8 protein-coding genes and 2 pseudogenes are annotated in these 18,136 nt (G+C 65.4%); all 10 read right to left on the bottom strand.

Annotated elements, in window-relative coordinates; all coding sequences use genetic code 11:
• Nucleotides 1-82: 82 nt before the first annotated feature.
• On the bottom strand, nt 83-1,558 hold the full coding sequence (locus NTD82_RS20265; RefSeq protein WP_262129951.1) for a TolC family protein: 1,476 nt from the start codon (nt 1,556-1,558) through the stop codon (nt 83-85).
• A 50-nt stretch (nt 1,559-1,608) separates the two neighbouring features.
• Entirely contained in the window at nt 1,609-11,739 is a 10,131-nt protein-coding gene (locus NTD82_RS20270; RefSeq protein WP_262129952.1) for a DUF4347 domain-containing protein, read from the bottom strand.
• A 90-nt stretch (nt 11,740-11,829) separates the two neighbouring features.
• Nucleotides 11,830-12,375, bottom strand: coding sequence for a phage tail protein (locus NTD82_RS20275; protein WP_095157498.1), 546 nt, complete (start codon nt 12,373-12,375; stop codon nt 11,830-11,832).
• Nucleotides 12,376-12,416: 41 nt separating this feature from the next.
• Nucleotides 12,417-12,758 carry a DUF6916 family protein gene (locus NTD82_RS20280; protein ID WP_262129953.1) on the bottom strand — a complete coding sequence of 114 codons (342 nt, stop codon included), beginning with the start codon at nt 12,756-12,758 and terminating at the stop codon, nt 12,417-12,419.
• Complete coding sequence (locus tag NTD82_RS20285; RefSeq protein WP_262129954.1) at nt 12,755-13,252, bottom strand: GNAT family N-acetyltransferase; 498 nt, start codon at nt 13,250-13,252, stop codon at nt 12,755-12,757. Before NTD82_RS20285 ends, NTD82_RS20280 begins: the two co-directional genes overlap by 4 nt.
• Before the next feature lie 118 nt (nt 13,253-13,370).
• Complete coding sequence (locus NTD82_RS20290; protein ID WP_262129955.1) at nt 13,371-15,470, bottom strand: site-2 protease family protein; 2,100 nt, start codon at nt 15,468-15,470, stop codon at nt 13,371-13,373.
• Nucleotides 15,467-16,471 (bottom strand): annotated as a pseudogene (locus NTD82_RS20295) (efflux RND transporter periplasmic adaptor subunit); the annotation flags it as partial. The gene NTD82_RS20290 and the pseudogene NTD82_RS20295, both read right to left, overlap by 4 nt.
• Nucleotides 16,472-16,554: 83 nt before the next feature.
• Nucleotides 16,555-16,786 (bottom strand): annotated as a pseudogene (locus tag NTD82_RS29450) (HlyD family secretion protein); the annotation flags it as partial.
• Nucleotides 16,783-17,544 carry an efflux RND transporter periplasmic adaptor subunit gene (locus tag NTD82_RS20300; RefSeq protein ID WP_095157489.1) on the bottom strand — a complete coding sequence of 254 codons (762 nt, stop codon included), beginning with the start codon at nt 17,542-17,544 and terminating at the stop codon, nt 16,783-16,785. The gene NTD82_RS20300 and the pseudogene NTD82_RS29450, both read right to left, overlap by 4 nt.
• 78 nt (nt 17,545-17,622) lie before the next feature.
• Nucleotides 17,623-17,931: a hypothetical protein gene (locus NTD82_RS20305; RefSeq protein ID WP_262130002.1), complete on the bottom strand. Its 309-nt coding sequence runs from the start codon at nt 17,929-17,931 to the stop codon at nt 17,623-17,625.
• Nucleotides 17,932-18,136: the final 205 nt, after the last annotated feature.

Here is an 18,136-nt window from a genome sequence, read left to right on the forward strand (position 1 = left end):
GGGGGGACCTGGGGCCACCATAATTATAATTATGTAGGGGCGAGCTTGCTCGCGAAGGGCCGCAAAGCAGCCCCCGGAGCCATCAATGGTTCCAGTTCGCCTCGCTGTTCTGCAGCGCCGTGGCAATCGTCTGCAGGTTGTTGTCCGGCAGGCTGTCCGGCAGCAGGTCGGTGCCGGAGCTGACGTACAACTGCGCGTAGGCATTGCGTAGTTCTGCGTAGGACAGATCGCGCTTGAGCTGGGTCTGCAGGTTGTTCAGTTCGCCCTGGATCAGTTCCAGTTCACCGATGTTCTGCGTCTGGAAGCGGTTGCGCAGTTGTTCGGCGATCTGTCCGTCGAGGGTCGCCAGCTCTTCGCTGGTGTGGAACTGGCGCACGGCTTCGCTGTAGTTGGCGCGGGCCACGTACAACTGCGCCAGTACCGCCATCGACATCGCCTGACGACGGGCCGCGGCAACGTCTTCACCCGCTTCGGCGACCTTGATCGCCGCCGGCGCCGAGAGCACGTTGAACAGGTTCCAGGTCACCTTGACGCCGTAGTCCGCCCAGCTCTGGTTGACCAGGAAGGAGTTGCTGTCGTAATGACCGCCAACCGAGAATTCCAGGCCCGGCAGCAGGCGCAGCATGGCCTTGCGGGTTTCCGCGGCGCTGATGCGCGCCTGATAGTCCTGCTCGCGCAGTTCCGGGCGATTGGCCAGGGCCTTCTGCTCCAACTGGGCGAAGTCAGCCTTGAACTCCGGCACCACATAGCCCTCTTCCGGCGCCAGGGCGAAGTTGGTGTTCAGCGGCAGGTTGACCAGCGCCGCCAGCTCGGTCTTGGCCAGCGACAACGCGCGGCGCTGCTCTTCCAGTTGGCGCGTGGCTTCGATCAGCGCGCGCTGGTAGCTGAGCGACTGCACCGGATCACCGACCCGCTGGGCCGCCATGTGCTGGCTGTTGGTGCGGGCTTCGTGGATACGCGCCATCAGGCCGTCGATCTGGGTCAGCAGGCGCTGGGCCGCCACCGCACGCCAGTACGCCGAACGCACGTCCTGGGTGATGGTGTGGATCACTTTGCGCCGGCGTTCTTCGAGGATCAGACGCTGGTCGGCCTGCTGCTTGGCGCTGACGTAGCTGACACCGAAGTCCAGCACGTTCCAGACCATGGTCAGGTCCGCCACTTCGCGGTCACGGTCCTGGGAGGTCGACGGTTCCAGGGACTGGGTGCCGGTGCGGACGCTCTGGCTGCTGGAGGCGCTGGTGTTGTTGCGGCCTGCGTAACCGGCCGCCACGGCCATGCGCGGCAGCATGTCGAAGCGCGCCAGGTCGACCTGGCGCTTGGACAGCGCTTCTTCCATCACTTTCAGGCGCGCTTCGAGGTTGTATTTCACCGCGCGGGCCATGGCCTGGTGCAGGGTCAGCGGGCCGTTGAGCGGTTCCTGGTCCTTGAACATGGTCGCCAGGTCGGTGCGTGCACGTTCCTCGCTGGCACTGCGGTCGATTGGCTGGCTGGTGACAGCGCAACCGCTGATGGCCAGCGCCAGCAAGCTGGCACCGAACAATTTCTGGCTTTTTTTCATCCTTGGGCCGCCCCCTGGTACGGCTTTATTTCGCAAGTGTGTGCTGTACGTCATGCCCGCTTCCCGATCTGCGCCGGCTGAGCCAGGGCTATGGCCAACTCGCGCACCTGGCGCTGGTCGGTTTCATTGATGTGATGCAGTTGCTGGCCGAGGGTCGGTGCCCCGAACACCCCGCGCAGCCCCTGGTTGAGGTCGCTCTGGCGCCACTGGCTGCCATTGAATATGTTCATTTCGCTGACACCCGGCACATCGCGACCAAAGATGTTGGCGAAGGTACTGCTGCCGAACACCCCGCCATCGCCGCCGCCAAAGCCGAGGAATCCGCCCTGGCCGCCGCCGATACCGGCGTCGCTGCTGGCGAAGACCTGGGCGATGAAGCTCGGCGCGCTGCTGCCGTTGCCGAGGAAGATGGTGCCCAGCGGCTGCAGGCTACCGCCGACGGTGCGTATTTCGAACAAGGCCGGCGCCGCCAATGGCGACACCGCCTCGTTGACGACGAAGCCCGGGACTTGCGGCTGCACCACCGCTACCTGCGGCGCGACGAGGGTATCCGGTGGGTTGAGCCGGTAGTTGAGGTCGCCGACATCTTGCGACTGGATGGTCTGCGACTGCCCCGTGAGGGACACCGCCAGTTCGTTGCCGGCCTGGTCGCGGATGCCGCTGCCGAAGGCGTTCAGGCTCAGGGCCAGGGCTCCCGCCCCGCTCATGTTGCCGACGGTGATGCGATAGGTCTTGGCGTCGATCTGCTGCACGGACTGTACCGAACCACTGGCGCTGCCAGTACCGACCACGCTGAAGTCGCCGGCATCGACGCCGCTGACCGCCTCGTCGAAGGTCAGGGTGAAGTTCAGGGTGCGGTCGGCCGGCTGGACCGGGCCGTCCACCACGATGCCGGTTGGCCGCGGGGCCTTGGCGTCGAGGAGGATGCCGCGGGTATCGGCGACGTTGTTCAGGCCAGCCTGCACGTCGTTGCCACGGGCGTCACGGATGCTGCCGCCGTTGAGGTCGATGGCCGAGCCGACATTGAAGGTGCTGTTGCCGGACATGCCGCTGGTGACATTCAGGCGGAACACCAGGGCATTGCCGTTCGAGCCGGACACGTAGTCGGCGTAGACCACGCGACCGTTGTCCAGGGTAATCGCCAGACGCGGATTGCCGTCGCCGCTGTCCACCAGCACCGCTTCGTCGGTGCGCACGGTGAAGTCCAGGTGCTGGCCGGCGACGTAGGTGCCGCTGGCCGGGACATCCACGCTGCTCACCGACGGCGCGACACGGTCGATGCTGTAGATGGCGCCCTGCAGGCCACCCGTAATTGGGTTGCCGGCGACATCGACTATGCCGGTGCCGGTGGCATTCAGGTCCAGGCGCACGTTGCCGGCGCCAGCCAGGTTGTCCACCAGGATGGTGTAGGTGCGGTCGTTGACCCGCTCTACCGAAGCGATGCGGCCACTGGCCGAACCGGTGAAGGCCAGCGAGAAATCGGCGCTGTCGACGCCGGACACACCCTCGTCGAAGGTCACGGTGTAGCGCACCGAACCATTGTTGGTCGGGCTGAGGTCGACGCGGACGATGTCGCCGACCTGCGGTGCCACGGTGTCGATGACCACGCCGGACGCCACGCCCGGGGTGTTCAGCGCCAGGTTCAAGGCGTTGCCGGCGGCGTCGCGCACGGTCCCACCGTCGAGGTCGAGCGTACCGCCCAGGCCTATGCCGCCACTGGCGTTGTTGCTCGGCGCGACGGTGTACTCGAACACCAGCGCATTGCTGCCGCTGCCGGACACATAGGTGGCGTAGCGGGTCACGCCGCCGATGTTCAGCGCGATACGCGGAGTGCCGCTGCTGGTGTCGACATTGACCGTTTCGCTGACGTTGACGGTGAAGCGCAGCACGTCGCCGGCGTTGTAGGCGCCCGGCGCCGGCAGGCCAACGGTGGTGACGGTCGGGACCACGGCATCGACCAGCACGCCGTCGGTTGCCGAAACGCCGTTGAGGCCCAACTGCGCATCGTTGCCGACAGCGTCACGCAAGGTCGCGCCGTTGAGCTGGATGGCATTGCCCACCGTGATGCCGTTGGTATCCAACAGGCCGGTGCTGACGGTGAGGCGGAACACCAGGGCGTTGGTGCCGGCGCCGGACAGGTACTCGGCGTAGGCGGTCTGGCCGTTGTCCAGCAGCACTTCCAGACGCGGCGAGCCGTTGCTGGTATCCAGTTGTGCCGCTTCGCTCAGGTGCACGGTGAAGTCGAGGTTCTGCCCGGCGACGTAGGTGCCGTTGGCGGGCACATCGACGCCCGTCACGCTTGGCGCGACCCGGTCGATGGTGTAGTTGACGCCAACCCGCGCACCGACCACCAGGTTGCCGGCGGCGTCGGCGATATCGGTGCCTGGCTTGACGTCCAAACGCACCAGACCGGCGCCGCTGAGGTTGCCGATGGTCACGGTGTAGACCTTGCCATCAACGCTGCTGATGTTGTCGATGCTGCCGTTGGCGGTGCCGGTGAAGAACACCGCGAAGTCGCTGGCATCAACGTTGTTCACCACCTCGCTGAAGGTCACGGTGTAGCTGACCGTGGCGCTGTTGGTCGGCGTCGCATCGGCACGCACGATGTTGGCCGCGTAGGGCAGCGTGGTGTCGACCAGCACGTTGCCGGTGTTGCCGACGGCGCCGAGGTTGAGGTTCAGGGCGTTGCCGGCCGGGTCGTTGATATGGCCGCCGTTGAGGTCCAGGGTGCCGTTGACGGCGATGCCGCCGCTGGCGGTGTCGCCGGACTGCACGGTGTACTGGAAGACCAGGGCGCCATTGGCCGCGCCGGAGGTGTAGGTGGCGTAGCGGGTCACGCCGCCCACGGTGAGCACCAGTCGCGGGGTGCCGCTGGTGGTGTCGACCACCACGCCTTCGCTGGTGTTGACGGTGAAGCTGAGCACGTCGCCAGCCTTGTAGCTGCCGTCAGCCGGCAGGCTGACGCTGTCGACCACTGGGACGACCGCATCCACCGTCACGCCGCTGGTGTCGCCGACGCTGTTCAGGGTGGTGACGGCATCGTTGCCGGCCCCGTCGCGCACGATCCCACCATTAAGGTCAATGGCACTGCCGAGGGTGATGCCGTTGGTGTCCAGTTGGCCGTTGACGACGTCCAGGCGGAACACCAGGGCGTTGCTGCCGGAGCCGGACACATAGTTGGCCCAGGCGGTCTGGCCGTTGTCCAGGGTTACTTGGATGCGCGGGATGCCGTCGGTGGTGTCGACGGTGGTGTTCTCGGTCAGGTTGACGGTGAAGTCGAGGGTCTGCCCGGCGACGTAGGCGCCGTTGCCCGGCACGCTGACGCTGGTCACCGTCGGGGCGATGCGGTCGATGATGTAGGTCTGGCCGACCAGGCCGCCCGTCACTTCGTTGTTGGCCGCATCGACGATGCCGGTACCGCTGTTGTTCAGCGCCAGCGTGACCGTACCGGCACCGCTGAGGTTGCCGATCACGACACTGAAGGCGCGGCCGTTGATCCGGGTGACGCTGGCCAGGGTGCCGGTGACGGTCCCGCCGAAGATGACGTTGAAGTCGTTGATATCGACACCGCTGACGTCTTCGCTGAACGTCACGTCATAGCTGACCGAACTGCCGTTGGAGATCGCGCCGCCGGAGCGGGTGACACCGGTCACGCTCGGTACGCCGGTATCCACCAGCACCGCCGTGGTGCTGCCGACGCTGTTCAGGGTCAGGGTCAGGTCATTACCGGCAGCATCCTTGACGCTGCCGCCGTTGAGGTCGAGGTTGCTGCCGACGCTGATACCGTCGCTATCGTTGTCACCCGCCTGCACGGTGTACTGGAAGACCAGGGTCGCCCCGCTGCTGCTACCCGGGACCAGGGTGGCGTAACGAGTGACCCCATCGATATCCAGGGCCAGGCGCGGCGAACCGCTGGCGAACACCGCTTCGCTGGCGTTGACCGTGAAGCTCAGCACGTCGCCGGCCTTGTACGAACCGTTGGCCGGCACGTTGACCGTGGCCACGGTCGGTACCACGCCATCAACGAGGATGCCGCTGCTGCTGGCCGGGGTGAAGGCGGTGGCGCTGTCGTTGCCGGCCAGGTCGCGCAGGCTGCCGCCGTTGAGCTGGATGCTGTTGCCGACGGTGATGCCGTTGCTGTCCTGCTGGCCGCTGGCGACCACCAGGCGGAACACTAGCGCGCTGGTACCGCTGCCGGAGACGTACTCGGCGTAGGCGGTGCCGCCGGTGTCGAGGGTCACCTCGATACGCGGGGTGCCGCCACTGGCATCGACTACTACGTTCTCGCTGAAGTTGACCGTGAAATCGAGGTTCTGGCCGAGGATGTAGGTGCCATCGGCCGGGCTGGCGACGTTGCTGATGGTCGGCACTACGCCATCGATGACGATGGCTTTCTGGCCGGCGATCGAGGCGTTGCCGTTGAGGGCAGGCAGCGTCAGCGTCGCGTTATTACTGTGGACGCTCTGGATGGTCGCGGCGTTGAGTTGCAGCGCGCTGGTGCTGTTGTAGTTGAGGTCAGCGCTGACGTCACCGGCCTGCACCGTGTAGCTGAAGCTCAGGGTGTTGCTGCCAGAACCACTGACATAGGTCGCCAGGCGGTCGATCAGCCCGGTTTCCAGCAGAAGGGTCGGTATGCCGTTGGCAACGATCACGTTCATGTCGAAGGTAACCGTGATCGTCAGTTGCTCGCCCACCTTGTAGGCGCGGTCCGGTTGCACGACGCTGACATTGGTTACGTTGGGGTTCAGCGGCGCGACGGTGATGGCGATGACATCGGTGTCGGTCTGAGCGCCACCGGTGCCGACGGAGCCATTGTCAGTGGTGTGGATTTGCAGCGCCGCGACGCCGTTGTAGCCCGCGGTCGGGGTGAACGTGAGGCCGTCGAGGGCGGCGTTGACCGCAGCCAGCGAACCGACAAACCTGACAGTGGCATCGCCCGTGCCAGTGCCGACCAGCAGACCCAGTCCACTCTGGGTCGACAGGGTGATCAGGCCATTGGTCGCGGTCAGGGTGACGTCGATCTGGTTGCCGCCCAGGTCCACGTCGCTGACCACGATGGCATTGCCGTTGCCCGTGCTGAATGTCAGCACGCTGTCCTGCGGCACGCTCTGGCTGCCCGGCACGGTGTTGACCGGCGCGTCGTTCACGGCGTCCACCACCAGGCTGACGGTCTTGCTGTCGGTCTGCGCGGAACCGCCGGTGTTGCCGTTGTCGTTGATCGACACGGTCAAGGTGACGGTGCTGGTGCTGTTGAGCGCGGTCTGGAATTTGACGGCGGAGGCGGCGATGAAGGCGTTGATATCGCTCAGCGAACCCGACAGCGTCAGCGCGCCGGTGCCGGAGCCCAGCACCGTGACGCCGCTGCCGGAGGTGGCGATCAACGTACCGCTGGGCACCGAGAACGTCGCGGTGACCGAGGCGCTGCCGGCATCGACATCGCTGAAGCTGATGCCTGTCAGTGCACCCGGGACATCCTCGACCACGCCGATCGATGGCGGCACCGTCGCCACCGGTGCATCGTTCACCGGGTTGACGGTGAGGGTCATGGTGGTACTGGTGGTGCTGACGCTGCCGGTATCGACGCTGATGGTCAGGGTCACGTTGGCGGTGGCGTTGGCCGCCGTGGTGTAGCTCAGCTTGTTGCTGGCGATGAAGCTGTTGATGTCAGTGATGGTGCCGGTCAGGGTCAGCGCGCTGGACGTACCGCCCACGGTCACGCCGCTGCCGCTGTTGGCGTTGAGCGTGCCCGAGGCGACACTCAGGGTCACGATGGCGTTGCTGGAATCGACATCGCTGATGCTGATCAGGTTGATGACCGAGGCAATGTCCTCGACCACCTGGGTGTTCGACGGCGCCGTGATGATCGGCGAGCCGTCGACCGCAGTAAGGGTGACGCTGCGGGTCACGGCGGACGCAGCCAGACCACCGCCGTCGGTGACCTGGAACTCGATGTTGCGGGTGGTGGTGGTCGGGTTGTCCGACAGGTTGGTGTAGGTCACCGAGCGCAACGCGGCCTGCCACTGCGCCAGGCTCGCCTGGTTGCCGACCGACGTCAGGGTGAGAACGCCAGTGGTGGCGTTCCAGCTTCCGATGATGTTGCCCATGGTGGCGGGGTTGTTGATGAAGCCCAGTTGGTCCTGGCCCACGTAATGGTTGGACACGATCACAGTGGCCTGGCTCAGGTCCGGACCATCCGGGTCGGCGATGGTCACGCCGGAGTCGATCACCACCGGCGTGGACGTGGTGTTGTTACCTTCGGCCCAGGACACGGTGCCGGAACTGGAGGTCATGGTCGGCGCATCGTTGACCGCGGTCACGGTCACGCTGGCCGTGTCCAGTGCCGTGGAGAACGCGGTGGTGCCGCCGGCAGCGGAGGCATCGACCTTGGTGCCCTGTTGTCCGGCGCTAGCGCCGGTCTGGTCCCAGGCGCGGAAGGTGACGCTAGCACTGGTGCCGTTGATGCCATCCGGCACGAAGCGCACGTGATCGCTGGCACGTAGCAGCAGCGCGCTGCTCGCCGACACGGTGCCGACGTTGCTCCAGGTGGTGCCGTCGAGGCTGTACTGCCAGGTGCCGTTGCCGCTATTCAGGCTGGTGATGGCGATGCCTTTCAGGGCGCCGGTATCGACGTCGGTGTAGTTGGCGCCATACAGCGAACCGACCAGAACGCCGCTGTTGTTGATCGAGCCGTCGGTCAGGCCTGGCAGGGTCGGCGCGGCAGGAGTGAGCACCGGCGCGTCATTGACATCGGTGACGGTGAGCGAGGCCGAGGCGGTGCCCGAGGAGAACGCGGTGCTGCCGCCGGTGACACTGGTGTCGGCGGTGCGCGGCACGGCACTGGAGGACGCCAGACCACTGGTCTGGTCCCAGGCGCGGAACGTCAGGGTCGCGGTTTCGCCGTTGGCGCCGCCGGGGACAAAGCGCACGTACGTGGTTTGCACCAGCAGCAACGAGGCTCCGGTGGACACCGTGCCGAAGTTGGTCCAGCCGGTGACCCCATTGGTGGAGTACTGCCAAGAGCCGCTGCCGCTGACCGCGGTCACCGCGATACCCTTCTGGGCGCCGGTGTCCAGATCGCCGTAGGTGAGGCCGGCCAGTATCGTGGCTATCGAGGTTCCAGTGGAGGTGGTGTCTTCGTTCGTGCCCGTCAGGACGTAAGGCCCACCGGCCAGGGTCGGAGCATCGTTCACCGACACTAGGGTCACCACGCTGGCAATCGACAATATGCCGATTTCAGTCCCGCCATTGGCGAGGCCGCCGCTGTCGCGAACGGCGGTCAGGGTGGCGGTGCGTGAAGCGCCCTGCGGGCTGTCGCTGTCGTTGCGGTAGGCGATGTTGTTGACGATGGTCTGCGCCAGCGCCGTGGTTATCCCGGCATGGGTGACGGTCACGGTGGCGGTACTGCCGGAGACGGCAACCGACACGCTCAGGCCGTTGGTGCCCGTGGTCACCGACGTCAGGTCGGTGAGGTTGACAGTGGTGCCGTCGATGACCAGCTTTTCCAGGCTGCCATCGGCCAGGTTGCTGACCTGCATGATCAGCCCGGTGATGGTCTGCCCCGCTTCGATGGTACTGATGGTGGTGCCGCTGAAGAGAATGGCCGCCGTACCGTTCTCGGTGAAGGTCGGGTTGGCGCCGGTGGCGGTCAGGGTCGGTGCGTCGTTGACCGCGTTGATACCTACCGTCACCAAGGCCGCAGCGCTGGTGGCGCCGGCGCCATCGCTGATGGTGACCTGCACGGTGCGCGCCGGCGTGGCAATGTCGGCATCGTTGGTGTTGCGGTAGGTCAGGTTGCGCACCAGCGCAGTGACGGCAGTGGCGTCCGCGGCGCCGTTGAGGGTGATCACCAGCGGGCTGCCCGTTGTGCCACCGGTGAAGGTGCCGATCTGGACGCCGCCATAGGAGATGTTGCTGCCAGAGACGCTGATCTGCGTGGGGCCTGTGCCCTCGTTGAAGACAAACAGGACGTCTTCGCTGGACACACCGTTGCTGGTGATCGACGCGGTGACGGTGCCACCGGTGAACAGGGTGGTGTCGGCATCGGTGACGGTGGCATTGCCGCTGGCATCGAGCCGCGTGCCAGTGCTGCCTTCGGTGTAGCTGACGGAGTCGCCGTTGAGGTTGGCGATTACCGGCGCGGCGTTGGCCGCGGTGGCGAAGTTCAGCGTGGTGTTGTTCTGGATACCCTTGAAGACAATGCCGTCGGCATCGACGAAGGTCTTGGCGTCGGCACGCAGGGCATAGGAAGTGCCAGCGGCCAGGGTGATCGACGGATCGATGGTCCAGGTGGTGCCGGAACCCACGATCTGCGTACTGCCGACCGGGATGGTTTCGACTATCACGTTGTCCGAGGTCCGCACGATGTAGAGGTTGCCGGTGCCCTTGGTGACCGACTCGCTGAAGGTCAGCACGATATTGGCGGTCCGGCTGACACCGGTGGCATTGTCGCTCGGGGTGGACGCCGTGACCTCGGGCGGCGAGCCGTTCTGCACATAAAAATTGCCCGAGCTGGAGTTGGTGGCCGAGAAGATATCGAGGTCACCATCGCCGTCGAAGTCGCCGACGCGGTAGTTCGCGCCGGTGTGGTCGACCAGGGTCAAGCCCGCCAGGGGCGAGTTCGCGAGGGTCAGGAGGGTGAAGGTGCCATCACCATTGCTGCGTGCATATTGGAAGGCAGTACCGTTGGCACCGGTCTGGTAGAGAATGTCGGCGTCGCCATCGCCGTCGAAGTCGCCGACCAGCAGGCGTCCGTTGGCGGCGGCCGCGGGGAAGGTGGTAGTGGAGCCGCTACTGAAGCTGCTGCCATTGTTGCGCAGGAAGGTGCCGGTGGCTCCGCTGACCGCGGCCAGGATGTCCAGGTCACCATCGCCGTCGAAATCGGCAACGTAATAGTTGTTGCCCCCGTGGTCCGGAAGTGTCAGCCCGGCGAAAGGCGAAGTCCCCTGAGTCTGAAACGTGAAGTTGCCACCGCCTTCGCTGCGGGCGTAGGCCCAGGCACTGCCAGAGCCGCCCGTCTGATAAAGGATGTCGGTATCACCATCGTTGTCGAAATCACCCACCACCATGCGGGAGCCGACAGCGGGCTGCGGAAAGAACGCACTGGATTGGCTGCTGAAAACACCATTGTCGTTGCGCAGGAACATCCCGGAGGTGCCGTTCACCCCGACCAGCACATCGATATCACCATCGCCATCGAAATCGCCAACGAAGTAGTTGGAATTGGTATGGTCCGGCAGCGCTAACCCGGCAAACGGCGATTGCGCCAATGCCAGTTGGGTAAAGGTGCCATTGCCGTTGCTCCGCGAATAAGCCCAGACGCTGCCATTGGCGCCGGTCTGATAAAGAATGTCGGTATCGCCGTCGCCATCGAAGTCGCCAACCACCACACGACCGGCCGCGCCAATGGTCGAGGAGCCCAGCGGAGCATTTCCGGTACTCCAGGTGGTCACCAGCAGACCGTCGTAGGCATCCACCGTCAGGGTGGCCGTTTCGATCACACCGCTGCTGCGCTCCAGCGTCCAGTTGCCGCCCAGCGTCGCGGCCCCGGTATCGTCCGAGGAGGCCGCCACATCGGCGCCGGTGATGCTTGCCAGGTCATCGATAAACGCCTGGCCCTTGCTGCTGTCGCCGACGCGGCAGCCGTAGAGCATCAGGTCGCCGTCGGCCTTGAGCGCGGCACCGATGCTTTCCAGCGCCGCCTGATGCTGGGCCAGGTTGCTTTCCGCCAGCCAGACATTGCCCACCTGCACGGTGCCGTCCGCGCCATGGGACAACAGGTGGATCGCGTCCAGGCCTTCGCGGCCCTTGAGGTAGTCGGCCATCTGCTGCAGGCCGTCCTTGCTCGGGTCGAGCACTACGACCTCGGCGTTGGCCGGCAGGCCGGCGATCAGCCCGGCGGCGTTGCCGACCTGGCTGTCGACGAACACCACTTCGTGGCGTTGTGCATTGTCGCTGGTGCTGGCACGGGTGTCGGCGCTGGCGGCGGCCTGGCTGGTGTTGTCTGCGGAGGTGCTGTCCTTGGCGGGCTCGGCGGCGGCCTGCGCGGCATCCTGGGCAACCACGGCAACGGACGCATCGAACATGATTCGCGGCTCGAGGGCCATCAGCAACGGCGCGGCACCGGGGTCGACGGAATGCGGCTGCGAAGCGGATTTACGCGAGAATCGTTCGATGAATTTCATGTTGCACCTCCTGGTGTGCCACCGCCCTGTCCGATGCGGTCAAGGCGGCAAAAAAAGTGGCGGTCCCCATGGGCACCGCCGGTTGTTGCATTAGTTGCGGCTCGGGAACTCGCCCACCAGCGCGATGATGAAGCTGACGGCGAGGAACGGGTTGCGAATGCCGAACGGCTGGGAGCCACCCGTGATGGTGCTGGGCAAGGAGCTCAGGGCGACCGGGGTACCCGCGTCGGTGGTGTACAGATTCACCGGGTTCAGGTCCTTGTCGGTGGCCGCGCCCAGGTAACCGTTGGCGATCGGCGTGGGGCTGGTGGCGTTCGCAGTGGAGACCGTCAGTCCCATCTGGTGGATGTGCGCAGGCATCTGGCTGGTCACTTGGGTGACCGACTCGGCGCCCGCCACCTCACCGAGGAGAATGTTCGTCAGGCCGGTGCCTTGACCCCAGTGGAGGGGCGAACGACCGCGGAAGTCCGGCAGGCCGAAGGTCGACTGACCGTTGCCACCGTAGGTGGTGCCCAGAATCGCGAACAGTGCAGTGTTCTGGGTGAGTGGCAGCAATTGCCCGTTGCAAAAGGAGTAGCCGCGCGGGGCGAAATTTCCGCCAAACATCTTGATTTCGCCAATAAACGGATCGCTCATCGAACACTTCCTTAAGTTGAATAGCGTTAGGGTGAAACTCTTCAGCTCTCGGTGCTGGTCGCCAGGCCCACTTCACGGTGGATCACGCCTTCCAGCACATTGCGACCGTCCGGTTCCGGCATCACTTGGGTCAGCAGCAACAGCCATTGCTGTCCCTCGGGGCCGAACAGTCGATACACGTCCGATGGCAACGTCACCCCGACGGGCAACGCGAGCATCAGCGAATAGCATTCGAAGCGCGCATCCATCGGCACGCCTTCGCGGACTTCCAACAGTGAAACCCGCAGCCCCTGTTCCGGGGCGAATTGCAGAATGAAGCCCTCGGGATCCGCCGTTTCGAGTTCGGCCCGGCTGGGCATGGTGAAGAGCGGCTCTTGGCTCATGACACTTTCCTGACTGCGGTCTGGGGTTCGCGGCGCAGGCGCAGGTAAACCCCGGACTCGTTGATGACATGGAATCCGAGGCGGCCATACAGCCGCTGGGCACGGTTGTAGTTTTCGACGAACAGCTCGACCACCAGGCCTTGCTCATCGGCGCGGCGCAGTATGTCCTCGATCAACCCACTGCCAATGCCCCGCCCCTGATACTCGGCGACCAGTGCGATATCGATCAGGTTCACGGTGCTCGGCCCCCAATACCGATACAGCCGGCCGATAGCCTGCCCTTCATGCTCGATGATGAGGAACTCGGCGTCGGCGTAATGGGCTTGGTAGTAGGCGTGCTGGGTATGGAATTGCTGGCTGAGGAAGGTTGCGATCTGCTCGGCGGGCCAACCGCTATGAGACATCTCTTCCGCGCGCGTAGCGGCATAGAGGCGCTCGATGAACGCCATATCATCTGAATGCAAGGCACGGAGCGTCACAGCGTACTTCGGCATCAAAGCAAACTTCCCTGTCATGACTACTTTGCGGGCTAAATAATTTTGTGACGGGTGTCACAGTTAAGGGCGTGGCAAATTGACAGCAGATTACTCCAACTGCCTTACAACCGCACTACTAAAATCCACTTTCTCTTACCCCCAAAGCGGCCAGTCGTCGCCATGCGGATCCCAATAACGACATGGCCTCTCCGTCCAGCACCACAAGGCCTCTTTGCGGGTGTGACACCTGCTGCTGCGCACCCTTTTCGAGCGTAAAACGAACGCCATATTGAGCCTCCAGCGGCTGCGCCCGCTTCTCTTCGTCGCGGCGCACGGCAATCGGTCCGTGCTGGTCCGACACCAACGCTTCCTGGTCGATGTAAGAGACGCCATTGGCATCCACATCTTTAAGACTCACCGGCAGCGAATCACGCAATACGTCATCGGCAACAAAATGCCCCGACGTGCCCGGCGCCACGCGCCACAGGTCAGCCTCGGCCAGGTAACCACGCAAACGCAGACCACCGCCCGCGACCTGAGCCAGCGGCAGGTCCACGCCGATCCAGCGTCCGGGCGCGAGATTCTTCGCCAGGTCACGCACCACGCCAGCGTGCGGCGCACGCAGGCTCAAGCGTTCGCGCTGGGCCGCCAGGCCGCGGTACTCGGCCACCGCCTCGGCCAGGCGCTGTTCAAGAATACCGCTGTCGGCCGCGGTGGCACTGCGCCCCGACTGACGGCGCAATTGCAGTTGCAGGATCTCGATCTCGCGGCGGGTGATGCTCATGCGCGAGGCGAGGTCCGGAGACTCCAGTTCCACCACTATCTGGTTTTCGGCCACTTGCTGGCCATCTTTAACCAACACTTCGCGAATCCGTGCCGGGGCCGGCGCGTGCAAGGCACTGACCCGCTCCGCTTCAAGCATCGCCGGCACCTCGACGCCGCTGCGCCATGGCACCACCAGTACCGCCAGCAACACCAACAGGCCAGCGCCGAGGAACAGCACCTTGCGCGGCTGCGCCTTTTCCCGGTGCTCCCACCAATGCCCCCACTCGCGCCAGATTGGCAGACCGATGAACCACACCAGTTCGACCATCATCAGGAAGATGCCAAGCACCTTGAAGAACAGGTGATAGACCGCCAGGGCGATCCCGAAGAACAGCGCCGCGCGCCAGATCCACGAGGCATAACCCCAGCACAGCAGGCGCTTGCGCAGCCCCGGCGACCAGCGCTCGGGCGCGGGCTCGCCATAGCCGAACAGGCGCTCGCGCAGGTGCCAGCGGCACAGGGCAAAGCCGCGGCTCTGCAAGTTGTCGACGCCCCACAGGTCGCTGAGCAGGAAATAGCCGTCGAAGCGCATCAGCGGGTTGACGTTGATCGCCACGGTGGTGATCCAGGTGGCGCTGGCGAGCATGAACGCCGCCGTGCGCCCTGCCCCGTCCGGCAGCAACGACCAGGCGAGCAAGGCGATACACGCCAGCACCAGCTCGGCCAGCACGCCGCCCGCACCGATCAGCAGCCGGGTGCGGCGGTCCTGCACGCGCCAGGCATCGCTGACATCGGTGTAGAGCATTGGCAGCAGCACCATGAACGCCACACCCATGCTCGGCACCCGGCAACCGGCGCGCTTGGCCATGTAGGCGTGGCCGAATTCGTGGCAGAGCTTGGCGAAACCCAGGGCAATGGCGAAGGCCGCCGCACCGCCCAGGCTGAGCAGGTGTGGAAAGGTCGCGAGGAAGCGCTCCCAGTCGCGCATCACCAGGAAAATCCCCAGCAACAACACCGTCGGCAGACCATAGCGCAGCAGGTTCGGACCGAACCGCTCCAGCCACGGCCAGGTGCGATTGAGGAAAGCGTCCGGGCGCCACAGCGGAATGCGGAAAAACAGGTATTTGTGCAGCAGTTGCGTCCACACGCCCTGGCGCTGGCTGGCCGCCTTGACCTCATAACCGGCGCGCTGCTCGGCGTCGCTGGCGCTGATCAGGTCATGCCCGCGGAGAAACCGCAGCAGCTCGTCCACCGCCTGCGGCCCGAGCGGCGCGCCGGGCTCGGCGTTGGCCGCCTTCAGCACCCGGTTCGGATCGCCCAACGCCCAGTGGCGCAACAGCCGCATGGCCGGCGCGCCCAGTTTGAAATACTTGCCACGCAGCGGGTCGGCCAGGGTCCATTGCGGTGAACCGTCGAGCCCCGGCGCACCCGCCGAAAGCTGCAGGTCGGCACGCAGCGCCGGCAACATCACAGGCCCACCGCCTGACGCAACGCCGCCAGCGGCCGGCGTAACAGGTACAGCGCCAGCGGCGCACGGTCACCGAAGACCTTGGCCGTGCCGCGCAAACCGATACGCGGCGGGGCGGCGTCGAAGGCCGCATCGAGCCGGTAGGCCAGTTGCCCGGCCGCCGTACTCTGCGCCTGGTACGCGGCGCGTTCCAGGGTCGCGCTGTGGCGGTGCAGCGGGTCGCTGTCGAGAAACAGCGCCACTTCGGCGCCCTGCTCCAGGCCGATGGCATCGGCCACCGGCAGCTCGATCCGCAGCTCGGCCTGGGCCGGGTCGGCGATGTCCAGCAGGCGCTCGCCCGTGCGCACCGGCTTGCCGGTCCAGCGCTGGGCATCGGCGAACACCGCGATGCCGTCGCGTTCGGCGCGCACTTCGCTGCGCGCCAGCAGGTCACGCGCGTAATCACGTTCGGCGCGTTTCTGTTCGACACGGGCGGCCAGCAGGTCCAGCCGGGCACTGGAATCGGTATCGGAAAAAGCCCGCTGGGTGTTGGCCTTGAGTTCGGCCTCGGCGACACCCAGGGTGCGCTCGGCAACATCGGCCTGGGCCTTGAGGCTGGTGGCGTCGAAGCGCACCAGCACCTGCCCGGCCTGCACCGGCTGGTTGGGCTTGACCAGGAACTCGGCGACCACCCCGTCCAGCGGCGCCGCGACGACCTGACCGTTGCGCGGCACCACTTCAGCCGGCGCCAGCACCGACTGGCGCACCGGCACCAGCAGCACCAGCAACAAGGCCCCGGCGAGCGCCCAACGGGTCCGCGCCGGCCAGCGCAGGCGCCACGGTTTGCCCGGTTGCAAGGCGCGCCAGGCGTGACTGTAACAATCGCCCAACTGCGCCAGCAGCGCCTGTTCGGCCTCGCTCCAGGGATTGTCGCGGGCCAGCCACAAACCGCCGAACACCTCGCCTTCGCGGTCCTTGAGCGGCAGCCAGAACGCATGGGGCGCCGAAAGCGCTTGCCAGTCGTCGCGGCTGGCCTGATCCAGACTCTCCGGCGGCACCGCGCCGGGCAAGGCGAAGCGATCGCTCGCCGCCAGACGCCCTGCGACCCGCTCGATAAACACCACGAATGGCGCGTTCGGTTCGACCGCGCTGATGCCGGTCAGGGCACGGACCTTGCCGGTGATCAGCAACGCCGCGTGACGAAAACCGAACAACGCCTGGCTGTCGTTGACCATGCTGAAGGACAGCACCTCCACCGAAGCGGCGGCGCGAGCCTGCCGTTCCAGCTTCAGGTAATGCGCCAGAAGCTGTTCCAGCGCGCCGGGAACAGGCGCGTTCATTGCGGCTCCGCAAAGTGCGCGGTGCCGCTCATCCCGGCCAGCAGGCCCGGGGTGTTGGCCGGCACGCTGCCGATCAGCAGCAGGGTCTGGCTGCCCTCGTCGATGCGCGCGCCGAGGCGCTTGACCACGGCATTGATCGGCGTACCGGTTTCATCGGGGACGAAGCTGAACGTCTGCTCGGGCTTGAGCTTGCCGAGCCAGCGCGACGGCACCAGCAAATGGATTTCCAGGGAGCGGTTGTCGACGATTTCCAGCAGCGGCGAGCCGCTGGCGACGCTCTCGTGCGCCTGGACCCGGCGCACCACGACCTGACCGTCGAACGGTGCCTTCACTTGGCAGCGCTGGACTTGCACCTGATAGACCTGGGATTCGGCCTGGGCCTGGGCCTGCCGGGCTTCGGCGAGGGCCACTTCGAAGCGGCCGACCGAGTTGAGGGCCGCCAACTGCTGCTTGTTACGCAATTCTTCACGGGCGGCACGCACCGCGGCGCCGGAAGCGTTGGCCTGGGCCTGGTAGGCACTGCAGTCGAAACGCACCAGCACATCGCCCTTGCTGAACGACTGGCCTTCGGCGAAAGGAATTTCGGTGACGCGGCCGGGCAGTTCGCTGGCCAGCACCGCCTGGAAGCGGGCGCGCAGCACACCACGGACCTCACTGGCGGTGGAAGTGGCGCCCTCAAGCAACGGATCGCTCTCGGTCGCGGCCTGCGCCACGCCACTGATCAGGGCCAAAACCGCCCACCACGCTACCTGCTTCATCTCGCTACGTCCCTGTAAAGGTTTGGAATGTTTCAATTTGAGTATCGACTGAATTACGCCGAACCTGACCACCGTTGGTCAGCGTCGGCGGTAGCTCTTCTTGCCGCCGGGGGTGAGGCAGTAGACACCGCCACGCGGTCCGGTGCAGTAGGCGCCCGAGCCACAGCCGCATTCGCTGCTGGTGTCCAGCAACGGCCGGGGCACAGCAGAGGAGCCACGTCCACCGTTAGAGGCGGCGCAGCTTTTTTTCGAGGCGCTGATGGAACCGTCGTTACACAGGAAGGCATCACCATCACAGCCGGCAATTCCACCCTTGCGTCCGGAGCAAGGCGTGTTGCCAGCCCAGGCGCTGGTGGCTGCAAGTATCAGCAGCAACGTTGGGGCAATCAGACGAATCGAGAACTGCGTCACAAAAACCGCCCTCCACGAAGTGGCCGGATGCTATCAACCTTTTTCTGATCGAGGAAGTGGTCTGCCGGGGGGCTTGATGAAATTTGCGGGGTGGTTGCGAGGAATCGTTCGGAAAAGCTCGCGATCAAGCGGACACGGCGTCAAACCGTGTCCGTTGCGGAGCGTGTTGCGGGGCGTATCG

It is taken from the genome of Pseudomonas sp. 5P_5.1_Bac1 (assembly GCF_025466015.1).
In the GTDB taxonomy this organism is placed as follows: domain Bacteria; phylum Pseudomonadota; class Gammaproteobacteria; order Pseudomonadales; family Pseudomonadaceae; genus Aquipseudomonas.